Below are 13,035 nucleotides of genomic sequence, written 5' to 3' on the forward strand. Positions count from 1 at the left end.
CGAGCAGGCCGTGAGCGTGTGGCGGGAGGTGACCTGGGCGGAGGTAAAAGGATCCGGGCGGCCTGCCGGGGCTACGTCTGCTTCGAGGACGAAGCCGGCTTCACCCGACGGCCGCCCCGGGGACGGACGTGGGGCCGGCGCGGAGTGACTCCGGTCGTTGACGGTCAGCGGCCGGCGTTCGGGGCGGCTGTCGGTGGCCGGGCTGATCGCGATGCGGCCGGGTTCCCGGACCCGGCTGTGTCACCGTCTTCGGACCCACCCCGCCGGCAAGAGCGCACGTCGCAGCATGGGCGAGCGGGACTTCATCGCGCTGATCGACGGATTCCACCAGCTGGTCAAGGCCCCGATCGTGCTCGTGTGGGACCGGCTGAACACCCACGTCTCCCGCAGGATGCGCGACCTCGTGGCCGAGCGTGACTGGCTGACGGTATTCCTGCTGCCCGCCTACTCACCCGACCTGAACCCCGTCGAGTGGGTATGGGCCCACGTCAAACGCAGCCTGACCAACCTCGCCGTCATGGCCCTGGACCGACTCGAAGCCCTCGTCCGCAACCGACTCAAACGCCTCCAGTACCAGCCCGACACCCTCGACGGCTTCATAACGGGCACCGGCCTCGCCCTCGACATCCCAACGTCACCCTGACCAGCCGAAGTCAGTAGTCGGCGCCCTGCCCGGCTTGGGGGCCGTGCCGCGCGGGCGGTCTCCACCTCGGCGGCCCGGGAAGCTGCGGTCGTGGTCGCGTCGGTCACCCGGGCTCAGGTGCCGGATCCGCGGCGCGCGCTGCCGCCACGATCCTTTCCAGGGCGGAGGCGTGCCGCTGGAATGCCTGGCGTCCGTGTGCGGTGAGCCGGAGATGGGTGTGGCGGCCCGTGTGGTTCCGTGTCTTGCGCACCTCTACGTAGCCTGCGTCCGCCAACGCGGTGGTCTGCTTGGACAGGGCGGAGTCGCTGGTGTCGACGGTGTCCCGGACGAAAGCGAACGCCACCCAGTCGGCCGGGGCCAGCAGCGCGACGATGGACAACCGGGCCTGCACGTGCAGGAATTCGTCGAAGTCCGGGTCCATCAGCCCTGGTCGTCCTTCTTGGCGATCCGCTTGACGATGGGGCGGGTCGCGTAGGTGGCCACCAGCGTTGCCACGGCGGCGACAGCCGCGGCGGGCACGGAAGGAATCGGCAGGTGGGCCAAGCGGGCGGCGATCACTGACGCGACGAACACCACGATGACGACTGCCGCCACCCACAGGGTGAACAGCGCCCCCGCGAGGGAGGTCTTCTTGTGCACGCGTGCCTGGCGGTACTGCACGACCAACCCGCCCACGATCAGGCCGCCGCCCACCAGCCTGGCGATGAGGCTCCAGGGGCTCGGCAGATCGATGGACGATCCCGTGGCGAACACGGACAGCGCCGCGACGAGTCCGTAGGTGCCGGAGGAGGCGTGGCGCACGTACTCGTCACGGGTCTGCTGCTGGCGGTGGTGTATGGCGTCGAGCGCGGCCTGCGCATCGTAGGCGGTCATGAGGGTCCCCGTTCGTCCCGTCTTCCAGGCTCTTTCCCGTGGGGAAAGTACCACCTTCTTTCCCTTTGGGAAAGTACATGTCCTGGTCCGCGTCCGGCCGCGCGGGCAGGGCCTGGCCGGCGGACACCGATGCCACTGCGCCGATGTCCTGCGGCGTGAGGTCGAGGTCGGAGACCTCGTCGTCGCCGGGTCCCGCCGCCGCTCTTCGGGCCCTGCGCCGGTCACGGAGAAGCGAGAAGGCGACGGCGGCGAAGTAGAGCCCCCAGATCGGCGCGGCCAACGCCAGCATGGTCAGCGGATCCGTGCTCGGTGTCGCCACAGCCGAAAAGACCGTGATCCCCAGGACCATGGCGCGCCACCAGCCGAGCATCCGCCGGCCGGACAGCATTCCGGTGAGGTTCAGCATCACCAGCAGCAGCGGCATCTCGAAGGAGAGACCGAAGACGACCACCATGCGGGTGACGAGGTCGAGCAGATCGTCCAGCGGCAGCAGGTTGTCCACCCCGTGCGGAGTGAAGCCGATCAACACCTTCGCGGTCTTGGGCAGCACCTTGTAGGCGAAGAAGGCGCCGCCGAAGAACAGCGGGACGCCCGCGCCGACGAACGCGTAGGCGTATTTCCGCTCGTGCTTGTGCAGGCCGGGTGCGACGAACGCCCACAGCTGGTACAGCCATACCGGTGAGGCCAGTACGACGCCGGCCATCAGGGAAACCTTCAGCGCCAGGGTGAAGGGCGTGAGCAGGCCGCTGATCGTGATCCGCGCGCAGGTGGTGTCCGAGGTCTGCCTGGCCAGATCGGCGAAGGACGTCGGGCAGCCGACCGAGTCCAGCACCGGTCTGGTGAAGAAGTTGACGATGCCCTTGTAGTGGAAGGCCGCGGCGATCGTGATGACCAGGATGGCGAGGACGGCCTTGGCGAGCCGCTTGCGGAGCTCACGAAGGTGCTCCGCGAGCGGCATCCGCCTCTCGGCGTCCTTCTCCTTGTTGGGGGCCGACTGGGGCACGGCACGTCCTCATCTCGTGCGGCGGACCGGAAACTACCGGCCCTGCGTTGGTACTTGATCGTCTCCGTCACCCGGACGCGGTCCCGGTCCCGGTCCCGGCACCGGCCTCGGTGCGGGCTGGGGCTCGGGCTCGGAGCGTGGCTCGTCTGAGGTGCCGTCGTCCTTCATGGCTCTGGTCTCGCTCTTGAGGATCCGCATCGACTTGCCCAGCGCCCGGGCCGTGTCGGGCAGCTTCTTCGAGCCGAAGATCAAAACCACCACGGTGACCAGGATCAGCAGGTGCCAGGGCTCCAGCGCATTGCGCAACATCGTCAGATCACCCCTTCGAACGCGTGGGTCTTCATGTCTGCCTTGGCGATCCGTGCCGCTTGTTCCCGTGCGGCAGCGGTGGGAGGGAGAGCACCCGCGGTCCCGTACCCGGGTGCCTGGGAGCAACCACGTTCCGGCGACCGGAACAGCCGATGGATCTTCGCGTTCGGCCACGGTGCGTTCATCGGCGTTCCCTGGAGTGACCGTTGCTGTCGCCGACCGGCGCGATGTCGATGTGCGGCTGTCGGGCATGGCAGGCGACGCGAGTGGAGTTGGCCGGCTGCCGCGGGGGCGTGCCGGGTGTCGATGTCCTTGCGGGTCATGGCTCCTTCTTCCGGTCGGGTCGGGGTCGGTTCAGATCCCGGGGCGCCCGGCGGCCGTCCAGGCGGCGTACTCCTGGCGGACGTAGTGGCGGTGGCCGGGGGCGAGCGTGATCGTGTCGGGGTGGTGCGGGCCGGCCACCAGGTCGGGATGGCGGCGGTCGTGCAGGACGAGTTGTTCGGCGGTTGCCTCGGCGGCCGCGACCGGGCCGGGGCCGGGGTCGTCCAGGGCCATCCGGTCCATGAGGGCGGCCCGGCGCAGCCGCCAGGCGCGTTCGGCGGCCGCCGCATCGACCGGGGGGTCGGTGACGGGCCTGGCCCGGCGGCCGTCGCGTTCGGCCCCGAGCGCGAGCACTTGGTGTATTTCGCGGCGCAGGTCCGGCGCATTCGCGTACGCCTCGTGCGGGGGCGGGGCGCTGATGGTCTCGCCGCTGTTCGGGGTGACGTTCACGCTCACACCTCCACCGGTGCGTAGGGGTTGGCGCCGGAGCGTCGACACGGCGCCGTGTCGTGGTCGGGGTCTCGGCTCGTGCGGAACGTCCGGCCCGGTCATGACGAGCACCTCAGACAGGCGCGGACCTCGCGGCCGCCGCCTGTCTGGTGGACCTCGGTCGACTGGGCGAGGTACTGGACGATGCCGGTGCCGCGGCCGTGTTCGTCGGGGGCGACGTCGGGGCGATGCCGCTCCACGGTCGTGCCGGAGTCGGTGACCACAATGTGCAGAGTGCCGTGGTCGAGGACGAGCAGCAGGGTCATGCGCTCGCGGCCGTACTGCGCGGCGTTGGCGGCGAGTTCGTCGACGATGAGAACGGCGGAGTCCCGCTCGCTTGCGGGCACGCTCCAGGTCTCCAGCAGGTCGGCCGTGAAGTGACGAGCGGCGGAGACGTGCGCCTCCTGCGCGGGCAGGGTGAGCAGCGCCTGGTGGCGGCAGGGCCGGCCGAGCAGCGAACTCGGGCTGGGGGAATCGGTCACAAACATGGTCTTCTGGCTCTTCCGTGGATGTGCGGAGGCTGGAACGGGGGAGACCGCCGATGACTTCGGGGCGGTCGGTGGGCGGGGTCCTGAATGGGCGCGCTCACTGAGTTCCACGGATGAGGCACGTCGAACGGTTCGAGTAATTCGCCCCTTTTGTTCGACTTCTTGCGAGCCGCGGCGTTCGACTTCTTGTGGGCCATGCCCCTGTCTCGGCCTGGCTGGACCCACTCGTCTCTGTCGGATTTCGATGCCGTACGCGGCTCGACCAGGCACCGGCGACTCGGATGGGGAGGGGACGCCCCGTCGGCGCACTCGCGCATCAAGTCGGCCGGGGGCTGGGCCCATTGGTTGGGGCAGGGGTGAGGGGGACCGGCGCCCCGAAACCGTTGGCGCGCTGCGGGAAGGGCCAGGGCGGCAGCGGCCGTCGTGGGGCGGTTATCGGCCGGGTGCCCTTGGCGGGCGATCTCGCCGGTCCCGGAGTCGTGCGGCGCGGTGGCATCGGTCGGCGACGGTGGTCACGAGCGTGCCTGTGCAGCCGATGTCACGAGTACAAGCCTGCTCGACGGCTGTCTCGCACCCGACGCCCGTGGTCGCGTCACGCCCGGATGGTGACCAGCTTCTGACCGTTGCCTGCGTGGATCTCGAAGTGCTGGATGGCTCCCGGGGACATGGCAACCGCTCCTGGGATCGTGGTGCCGGGAGGGTATGTGCCGGCCCGCCAGCTGGCGACGTCCGTCCTGGCTCCGCCGGGCCCGATCGCCTGCAGTCGGCAGGTGATTCCGGCGGGTGCTCCCTTGGCGGAGACCTGCACGGTACTGCCCCAGGCAGAGGGGGAGACCTTCACCGAGGCGGAGACGCCGGTGGTGGGATCGCTTCCGGTGAAGGTGCGCCAGGCAGCCGGCGCGGTCGGCCCGGGGGGCGTCGCCTGACTGCCCACGGATCCGACGGCCGCCAGCCAGGTGCCGCCGGCTGCTGCCGCGGCGAGCGTCAGCGAGGCGGCGGCGCCGGCCAGTTGCAGCCGCCAGGTCCTGCGGCGTCGGGACGCGGCCTGCTGGAGCAGCTTCTCCAGCACACCCCCCGCCGGCACCTGCGACACCTCGGGCGTGGCGGGCCGTTCGGGCGGGGGGCCCTGTGCGCCTTCGGCTGCGCGTGCCACCAGCCGGTCGGCCAGGTCCCCGTCGGCGGTCGGTACCGTCCGGCCTGAGGCTTCGGCTTCGGTCACGGTGGCCAGCAGCGCGGGAAAACCCGCCAGCCGGGTGTGTTCGGCCCGGCATTCGGCGCATTCCGCGAGGTGGGCGCGTACCTGTTCCATTTCCGCTGGGGGCAGTGTGCTCAGGACGTATCCTCCCAGCGCCAGCCGGAGGGCGTCGTGGTCCGCGCTCATGGTCGCCACCTCCTGCCCGCCGCGGTCATGGCTCGATCCCCCGTTCCTGCAGTGCCAGCCGCAGGGCGTGCAGGGCGTAGTACGTCCGCGACTTCACGGTGCCCACCGGGATGCCCAGTACCTGCGCGGCCTCCACCATGGTCCGGCCTCGGTAGTAGGTCTCCAGCAGGACGGCGCGGTGGTCGGGGGACAGCGACCGGACCGCTTCGGCGACCGCCCAGCTCTGCAGTGCCTGCTCGATCTCGTCCTCGCCGGGCTTCTGCTCGGCGAGTCGCTCCAGCACCTCCCCGTCGGCCTCGGCCGGCCTGGCCTGCCGGGCCCGGTGGGCGTCGATGACCAGGTGCCGGGCGACCGTGCACAGCCATGCCCGGGCCGGGCCGCGTGCGGGATCGAACGCGGCCGGATGCTGCCACGCTCGCAGCATCGTCTCCTGCACCACATCCTCCGCCCATTGCCGATCTCCTGAGGTCAGTCGCAGCACGTAGTGGAACAGGGCTCCTGCGTGCTCCGCGTACAGAGTGCGCAGCAGTTCCTCGTCTGCGGTCGAAAGGGTCCCTTTATCAGAGACACGGTGCGCGGAGCGATCCGGATCGGTCCTTCGACCACGTTTTCGGGAACTCCAGGGCATAAGTCGATCATCGCTCAGATGTACCGCTTTGTCCTGTAACGCACGGCATGGCACCCGCGACGCTCTGTGAGTGCCGCGGGTGGTGCGTCCCCGCCGGGCCTTGCGGCGCCGGCAGGGCCAAGCGCGTGCGGCCGGGACCAGGCGCGTGCGGCCGGGACCAGGCGTGTGCGGCCGGGACCAGGCGTGTGTGGCCCCCAGGAGAGGCCGGCTGATCCGCGGCGACAAGAACGGGTCTCACAAAAAGTGCATTTCTTTCGAACCGTGCGAACCCCGCCGTCCGTGGAGCCGGACAAGAGCCGCCTTGCGAGCAGTCCCCGTCTCCATCTGATCAGTGAGGAACAGACACCATGTACCTGAACTTCCGCACACCAGGCCGTCGATCACGGACCGCGGCCGGGCTGGCCGTCGCCGCCATCGCCACTGTCGGCGCGCTGGGGCTCCTCAGTTCATGCGGCCAGTCGTCGGGTTCCTCGTCCACCGGAGCCGGCGCCATCACGCCCGGTCCGGGTCAGCAGCAGACGGCAGGCATGCCCGGAGCCAAGGGGTCGGGGAACACGGCGGGCTCCGCCTCCGGCGGCTCGTCGATGCCCGGCATGAGCATGCCCGCGGGTCCCTCAAGTACGGGCGCGCCGGCCGCACCGGTGACCGGGACCGCCGTGGCGATCAAGAACTTCGCCTTCTCCCCGGCCACGCTGAAGGTCAAAGCGGGTACGACGGTGACCTGGACCAATCAGGACACCGACGCCCACACCGTCACCAGCGCCGGATCGGGCGGCCCGCTGCACTCGGCCGCCCTGGCCACCCACGCCACCTACAGCTACACGTTCACCAAGCCCGGCACCTATGCCTACCTCTGCACCATCCATCCGTTCATGACCGCCACCGTGGAGGTGACGTGATGTCCGACTACTACGACAGTCACGACGGGGCATCGGCCGAAGACACCGGTCGGCCCGACACCGAATTCGGTATGAATCGGCGCCAACTCCTGCGGCACGCGGGGTGGTTCGGCGGCGCGGTGGTGCTGACCGTGGCCAGTGGCGAGGTGATCAGTCACATCGCGGACTCCCAGGACGCCAACACCGCGGTCGCTGCGGCCGGCAGCGGCGCGCTGCGGTTCGTGCAGGTCTCCGACAGCCATATCGGATTCCAGGGCCCGGCGAACACGGACGTGGTCGGCTCGTTCACCGCAGCGGTCAACCGGGTCAACTCGCTCGGATTCAGACCGGACTTCGTCATGCACAGCGGCGACCTGACGCACCTGTCCACGGCCGGGCAGTTCGACCAGGTCAAGCAGCTGATGGCCGGAATGAAGACGGACCGCATCTTCACCGTGCCGGGCGAGCACGACTCCATCGGCGACGCCGGCCGCGCCTACCGGCGGACCTTCGGCGCGGGCACGCTCGGCGACGGCTGGTACAGCTTCGACACCCACGGCGTGCACGTCATCGCCCTGGTCAACACCCTGAGCCTGGAGAAGCTCGGCCACCTCGGCAACGAACAGATCGACTTCGTTCGCAAGGACATCGCCGGGCTGTCGTCGGACACCCCCATCGTGGTCTTCAGCCACATCCCGCTGTTCGCCATGTACCCGAAGTGGGGCTGGAGCACCGACGACGCCCTCAAGGTCATCGCCCTCCTGCGCCGCTTCTCCTCCGTGACCTGTCTCAACGGACACGTCCACCAGCTGTTCACCAAGACGGACGGCAACATCACCTTCCACTCCGCCACCACCACCGCCTACCCCCTGCCCAAACCGGGCCGCGCCCCCGCCCCCACCCCGCAGGTCGTCCCCGCCCGGCAGCTCAAGGACGCACTCGGCATCCGCAGCGTCGGCTACCGCCAAGGCGACCGCGAACTGGCCATCAAGGATCAGAGGCTGGCATGAACACCCGAAGACTCCTCGTCCCCACCCTGCGGTCGGCGACCGCCGCAACCCTCGCTGCCGGCGGATACATACACGCCCAGCTCTACGTCGGCGAGTACCGCTTCATCCACATCATCGGCCCACTGTTCCTGCTCCAGGCCAGTGCTTCCTTCGCCCTCGCCGTCCTGCTGCTGGTCGGGACGCCGCCCCTGCTGCTGCGGACCGCCGCGGCAGGGGTCGCGCTCGGCGCCCTGGGCGGCTTCGCCGCCTCGCGCACCGTAGGCGTGTTCGGATTCACCGAGCACGGTCTGCAGCCCGAGCCGCAGGCCGTCCTCAGCCTCCTCGCCGAAACCGGCACGCTGCTGCTCCTCGCCGTCTGGCAGGTGACCGCGGCCAGGCAACCCCGCGCCGCCCGACCGCCCGTCAGGGCACCCGACTGGGCCGCCACCCGCACGCCAACGAACTGAACTCCGGAACCAAGGAGTACCCCCATGTACCTGGAACCGCGCCCAGGCATCGCCTGGCCGAGCCCCCACCTCCGCGAACTGAAGGACGCTGTACGCGCCCTGCTCGGCCTGGACGACGACACTGCCGTCAAATTCCGCCAACTCGTCTGTGGCGAAGCCGGCTACCCACCGCTGGAAACCGTCGTCGAGGTGCTGCCCATGGACGGCGAGGCCCATCGCTGGACGCTCCACCGCCCCGCTGAGCAGATCACCGAGAACGAGCTGCGGGCCACCCTGCTCCGCCACCGACCGGGCTGACCGGAACCCGACCTGGCTGCCCCAGAATCCCGCGAACTGCCCGACGAACCGACTGAGTTCACCGCACCGACCGGCATCCGCGGCTTCGGAAACGCCACCCACGTCGAACGCCGCCGCAACCGCCGCAAGCACGACAAGGCCCTGGCCACCCGCTACGACAAACGCGTCCGCCGCACCCGAGCCCCGGTCACCATCGCCTGCCTCAAGCCGTGGCCGACCTGGCTTCGCGGAGACGCGCTGTCGGCTCCAGCATGGTTTCCAGGTTCTTCCGGGCGATCTGCCTGCGGAACTCCCCTTCGTAGGTGGGGTCACCGGAGTCGTGCATGGTCCGGGTCAGCCGGACTGCGGATGCCTGGCGTTTCCATGTGTGGTCCAGACAGGCGTCGGAGTAGCCGTCGAGCAGGCTCGGATCGTCCTTCTCGACCTGCTGGACGACCGCGCGGGCGAGCATATCGGCGTCGTGAAGGGCGAGACTCATCCCTTCCGCGCTCATCGGAGAGATGAGGTGGGCCGCGTCCCCGAGAAGGTGGAGCCGACCGTGGCTCATGGGACTGAAGACCACTCCGCGCAGCGGCACGACCTGCTTGCTCCTGATCGGGCCCCTGGGCTGCACGGGCGCGCCGAAGCGGGCCTCCAGTTCGCTCCAGACGCGCTCGTCGGGCCACTGCTCGACGGTGTCGGTGAGCGGGCACTGCAGGTAGACGCGGCTCGCGTCCGGGCCGCGCGTGATCTGCGCGGCGAAACCGCGCGAGTGCACGGCCAGTACGGCCGGGGGGTCCGCCGGCACCTCCGTCATCACGGTCAGCCAGGCGTAGCCGAACTCGTAGGTGGAGCAGGTGAGGACATCCTCGGGGATGGCCGTCCTGCTGACGCCGCGGTAACCGTCACCGCCGGCGACGAGATCGCACGTGACCGTCTGCGCCGAGCCGTCGGCGTCCCGGTAGCGAACCAGCGGCCGCTCGGTGTCGATGTCGTGCAGCGACATGTCCTGCGCCTCGAAGCGCAGGTCGCCGCCCTCGCGCAGGAAGAGCCTGATCAGGTTGCGGACGAGGATCTGCTGCGGGCAGAACACCCCGTCGCCATCGTCCTCGCCGTCATCGTCTCTCCTCCACTGCCGCATTTCTCCGTCTAACAGCAGCGGCAGACCCGAGTCGGAGTCACCGCGGGGGTAGCCCTCCACGGCCTCGCCCACCCCCCACGCGTTCAGCACGCGGACGCCGCCGGCATCGAGAGCCCCGGCCCTCTGCCGCTGCTCCACGTACTGACGGCTGTGCTTTTCGAGGACGATGCACCCGATCCCCTTCCGCAAGAGGAAGTTTCCCAGCGCGAGTCCAGCGACTCCGCCCCCTACGATCGCGACGGTCGTGTCCTTGCCGGTTTCGGTCATGGTTTCCAACCTCCTTGCAGAAAGCGGGGTTGGCCGCGCCAGAGCGTCAACGGCCGTGCCGCCCGGTTGGCGCGGCGTACTGACACCACTGTGGAACCCGGCCTCAGCCGCAACCAACCGGTGAATGGACACGCGATGCCGGAAACCCGCCAACATGGTGGGCTCGGTGCGCGGGGCCCCTCCGGCGCGGCCGCTACGGCGCCGCAGGGCTGTTGCGCAGCTCCGCCTGGTAGCTGCCCGGGGTTTGGCCCACGACGTCGTTGAAGGCATCGATGAAGCTCGACGGGTTCGACCACCCGCACGCCATCGCGGTATCCGTCACCGACATGCCGCCCGTCAGATGGGCCAGCGCGTGGTGGATGCGCAGGATGGTGCGCCACCGGTGGAAGCTCATACCGAACTCGCTGTGGAACAGGCGGCTCAGGGTGCGCTCGCCGGCTCCCGCGACGCGTCCGAGCTCGGCCAGGGTCGCGGGCCGGGCGGGATCGGCGTGCAGGAGGTCGGTGACGGCGCGGAGCCGGTCATCGGCCGCCTCGGGCAGGTGCAGGGAGAGTTCGGGGGTGTCGGACAGCTCGTCGATGACCACGGTGAGCAGTCGCCGGTGGGCGCCGGGACGGATCTCGGGCCGGCCGCCGGTCAGGGCCAGGACCGCCTCGCGCAGCAGCGGGCCGACCGCGAACACGCTGGGGTGCGCCAGGAGTTCGCCACACAGCTCGACCGGTACGGTCAGCAGGCGCGCGTCGGTACGGCCGTAGAAGCGGTGGGAGTGGGCGAAGCCGGGCGGTGTCCACGTCACGCGGTTGGCCGGGGCCACCCAGGTGCCGCGCACCGTTGCGGTGGCCAGCGTTCCAGCGGCTGCGTAGACGAGTTGCCCCGTCTCGTGGGTGTGGGGGGCCAACGAGTAGCCGTGCGGCATCCACCCGGCTCTGCCAGGCATGTCCCGCGGCTCGGAGGGCTCCGTCGGCGCTTGGCGGCTTTTCGGCATCAGAGGTCAGTCTACCGGTGGTGCGCACGGTGGAGCAGGCGGCGGCGGTCTGTGGACCGGGCCGCCGTCACGAAGTTCCACGGCGTCACCCGACACGGGATCCGGGCCCGCTCGATCGCTTCTCGCATGTCCTTCGGCGGGACCTGTCCCGTTGTCGTGACCGGCAGTCGCGGCCCCTCGGCCGCCGGGCGGAGCGAGCGGTTACATGGAACGATGAAGGCGATATGGGGAGGTCCGGAACCTTAGGCAGAGGGAGGGCCGGAGATGGAGATCAAGCCTCAGGCGGCTGTCTTCCCCAAGGGGACCGATCATCTGGAGCAGGGGAAGTACGGCCCGATATTCCCCAAGACCCCGGCGTGTTACGGGTTCACCGTCGTCGCACGGGTCAAACCCGGTCACGCCGACGCGATACGGGAGTACGGCCTCACGCTGGCGAAGGCGCTTGAGAAGGATCCCTACCTTCTTGCGCCGCTCAAGTTGCACTATCTGCGCTGGGTGCTCTTCGACGACGACACGCGCTTCATGTACCAGGGCATCTTCGACACCGACTTCGACAAGTACACCGAGGACGCCATCGCGTTGTTCTCAAGAGCCGGAGTGAGTACGGCGTTCGAGCACCTCGAAGGCTTTCCCGAGGACTGGCGGACCAACCCGGAGGCGTTCGTCAGGTTCGTGCGTGCGCACCACTGTCCGAGCTTCATCGAATACGGAGAGTATCCGTATGTGGCGGCGGACGAGATCAAGAAGGCCCTGCGCATCAAGAACGCTCTTTCCGAGATGCTCGACCAGATGCAGTGAGGGTGCGGCGGTTTTCCGCGGAGTCGAACCGCGTGCACAGTCACGCCGCTGATCGGAGGCGACCGGGATGAGTGAGGCCAGGACCGCGCGCACGTACAACCAGAGGCATGTTCCGCGGGCGTACACGCCGGGCGGGCGGCGCGTGAGCATCTACGTCTCGTGGAGTTATCCGGCCGAGGCGGGCCGGAGCGCGGCCGATCTGGACAATCGCTTTTCCACCATGACGGAGGTCAGGCGGGTGGCGTGGCCGGCCTACGAGGACCCGAAATGGTCCGACCCGTATCGGTTCCAGCAGGGCATCGCGGGGTCACTGGAGTTGTTCTTCTGGGCCTGGGAGCCGTTCCAGGATTTCGTCGAGGAGGTCACCGGGCACCCCGTCCCCGTGTATCAGCGCATCGACCAGGCCGGATTCCGCACACCGCTGGATGAACGGGTACTCGCGGACACCGACGTCCTTTTCGTCTTCGGACTGGATCACGTGATCACGGGACAGGTGGCACAGCCGGGGGAGGTCGAGGCGCTGCGGGCCTTCCTCGCACGGGAGGACGCCTGCCTCGTCCTGGGGCCCCACCACGACGTCGGCGCGTCGGACGATCCCTCCGTGCGGGACATGGAGTACCGCCATCACGGTGATCCCCTCGTGCCACGCCAGCAGCGATTCGCCACCTATGTCAGGGACTTGATGACGGGCCTGGGCGTGCCGGTCGTCAACCGTTACGGACTGCGCCCCGCCGTCGGCGCGGACGACCGGATCGCGCCCCTGTCGACCATCGGCGACCTGGATGCGAAGGGCTGGCTGCGCGGGGTCACGAATTTCAACTTCCACATGCATCTGCCGCATTACGCCGTGACAACGGAAGAGCCGAAGGCGATCCATGTGCTGGCGCGGCAACCCATCGACACGTCCCGGCCGCACCCGTTCACCGAGGAAGGCAACAGCGAGTTCAACATGTTCCTGTGGATGCCACCCGGCGGCGACCGGGCCGGCAACGTACTCCTTGCCGACTCGACGATCTTCAGCACGCTTTTCGGCGCCGACGACAGCCTGCGGAATTTCTGGCGGAACCTCGTGTCGTGACGATCCCGCAAGGAGGCCGGC

17 protein-coding genes and 1 pseudogene are annotated in these 13,035 nt (G+C 69.3%); 8 read left to right on the plus strand and 10 right to left on the minus strand.

Annotated elements, in window-relative coordinates; genetic code table 11:
- Positions 1-157 precede the first annotated feature (157 nt).
- On the plus strand, positions 158-643 hold the full coding sequence (locus CG747_RS21185; protein WP_100603374.1) for a transposase: 486 nt from the start codon (positions 158-160) through the stop codon (positions 641-643).
- A 103-nt stretch (positions 644-746) separates the two neighbouring features.
- Here CG747_RS21185 and CG747_RS21190 read toward each other — a convergent pair whose 3' ends face one another.
- From CG747_RS21190 to CG747_RS21230, 8 genes are all read right to left on the minus strand, one after another.
- Positions 747-1,064, minus strand: a complete 318-nt coding sequence (locus CG747_RS21190; RefSeq protein ID WP_100603375.1) for a transcriptional regulator — start codon at positions 1,062-1,064, stop codon at positions 747-749.
- Positions 1,064-1,516 carry a hypothetical protein gene (locus CG747_RS21195; protein ID WP_100603376.1) on the minus strand — a complete coding sequence of 151 codons (453 nt, stop codon included), beginning with the start codon at positions 1,514-1,516 and terminating at the stop codon, positions 1,064-1,066. The genes CG747_RS21190 and CG747_RS21195 overlap by 1 nt, the downstream gene beginning before the upstream one ends.
- Complete coding sequence (tatC, locus tag CG747_RS21200) at positions 1,452-2,474, minus strand: twin-arginine translocase subunit TatC (RefSeq protein WP_374701801.1); 1,023 nt, start codon at positions 2,472-2,474, stop codon at positions 1,452-1,454. The genes CG747_RS21195 and tatC overlap by 65 nt, the downstream gene beginning before the upstream one ends.
- A 78-nt stretch (positions 2,475-2,552) precedes the next feature.
- Positions 2,553-2,828, minus strand: a complete 276-nt coding sequence (tatA, locus tag CG747_RS21205; protein ID WP_100603378.1) for a Sec-independent protein translocase subunit TatA — start codon at positions 2,826-2,828, stop codon at positions 2,553-2,555.
- Positions 2,829-3,182: 354 nt separating this feature from the next.
- The gene (locus CG747_RS21215) at positions 3,183-3,599 is read right to left on the minus strand and encodes a hypothetical protein (protein ID WP_100603380.1); all 417 of its coding nucleotides are present in this window, start codon (positions 3,597-3,599) and stop codon (positions 3,183-3,185) included.
- Positions 3,600-3,697: 98 nt separating this feature from the next.
- The gene (locus CG747_RS21220; RefSeq protein WP_257980576.1) at positions 3,698-4,126 is read right to left on the minus strand and encodes an ATP-binding protein; all 429 of its coding nucleotides are present in this window, start codon (positions 4,124-4,126) and stop codon (positions 3,698-3,700) included.
- 592 nt (positions 4,127-4,718) lie between these two features.
- On the minus strand, positions 4,719-5,507 hold the full coding sequence (locus CG747_RS21225) for a zf-HC2 domain-containing protein (RefSeq protein ID WP_100603382.1): 789 nt from the start codon (positions 5,505-5,507) through the stop codon (positions 4,719-4,721).
- 25 nt (positions 5,508-5,532) lie between these two features.
- The gene (locus CG747_RS21230) at positions 5,533-6,135 is read right to left on the minus strand and encodes a sigma-70 family RNA polymerase sigma factor (RefSeq protein ID WP_100603383.1); all 603 of its coding nucleotides are present in this window, start codon (positions 6,133-6,135) and stop codon (positions 5,533-5,535) included.
- Positions 6,136-6,482: 347 nt separating this feature from the next.
- Here CG747_RS21230 and CG747_RS49630 point away from each other — a divergent pair, with 347 nt between their 5' ends.
- From CG747_RS49630 to CG747_RS49635, 5 genes and pseudogenes are all read left to right on the plus strand, one after another.
- Positions 6,483-7,034 (plus strand): cupredoxin family copper-binding protein, encoded by a 552-nt coding sequence (locus tag CG747_RS49630; RefSeq protein WP_257980577.1) that lies wholly within the window; start codon positions 6,483-6,485, stop codon positions 7,032-7,034.
- Positions 7,034-8,023 (plus strand): metallophosphoesterase, encoded by a 990-nt coding sequence (locus CG747_RS21240; RefSeq protein ID WP_100603384.1) that lies wholly within the window; start codon positions 7,034-7,036, stop codon positions 8,021-8,023. The genes CG747_RS49630 and CG747_RS21240 overlap by 1 nt, the downstream gene beginning before the upstream one ends.
- Positions 8,020-8,469, plus strand: a complete 450-nt coding sequence (locus CG747_RS21245) for a hypothetical protein (RefSeq protein ID WP_100603385.1) — start codon at positions 8,020-8,022, stop codon at positions 8,467-8,469. The genes CG747_RS21240 and CG747_RS21245 overlap by 4 nt, the downstream gene beginning before the upstream one ends.
- A 24-nt stretch (positions 8,470-8,493) precedes the next feature.
- On the plus strand, positions 8,494-8,766 hold the full coding sequence (locus CG747_RS21250) for a hypothetical protein (RefSeq protein WP_100603386.1): 273 nt from the start codon (positions 8,494-8,496) through the stop codon (positions 8,764-8,766).
- A 102-nt stretch (positions 8,767-8,868) separates the two neighbouring features.
- A pseudogene (locus CG747_RS49635) lies at positions 8,869-8,979 on the plus strand (IS5/IS1182 family transposase); the annotation flags it as partial.
- Here the strand turns inward: CG747_RS49635 and CG747_RS21255 are convergent.
- Positions 8,969-10,309 (minus strand): 4-hydroxybenzoate 3-monooxygenase, encoded by a 1,341-nt coding sequence (locus tag CG747_RS21255; RefSeq protein ID WP_257980578.1) that lies wholly within the window; start codon positions 10,307-10,309, stop codon positions 8,969-8,971. The pseudogene CG747_RS49635 and the gene CG747_RS21255 overlap by 11 nt on opposite strands.
- A gap of 37 nt (positions 10,310-10,346) precedes the next feature.
- The gene (locus CG747_RS21260) at positions 10,347-11,090 is read right to left on the minus strand and encodes an AraC family transcriptional regulator (RefSeq protein WP_100603388.1); all 744 of its coding nucleotides are present in this window, start codon (positions 11,088-11,090) and stop codon (positions 10,347-10,349) included.
- A gap of 312 nt (positions 11,091-11,402) precedes the next feature.
- On the opposite strand from CG747_RS21260, the gene CG747_RS21265 reads away from it, so the two are divergent.
- Together CG747_RS21265 and CG747_RS21270 are read left to right on the plus strand one after the other, a co-directional pair.
- Complete coding sequence (locus CG747_RS21265; protein WP_100603389.1) at positions 11,403-11,936, plus strand: hypothetical protein; 534 nt, start codon at positions 11,403-11,405, stop codon at positions 11,934-11,936.
- 142 nt (positions 11,937-12,078) lie between these two features.
- Positions 12,079-13,014, plus strand: a complete 936-nt coding sequence (locus CG747_RS21270) for a hypothetical protein (RefSeq protein ID WP_257980579.1) — start codon at positions 12,079-12,081, stop codon at positions 13,012-13,014.
- Positions 13,015-13,035 lie beyond the last annotated feature (21 nt).

This window comes from Streptomyces sp. CB02959 (assembly GCF_002803155.1).
GTDB lineage: Bacteria > Actinomycetota > Actinomycetes > Streptomycetales > Streptomycetaceae > Streptomyces.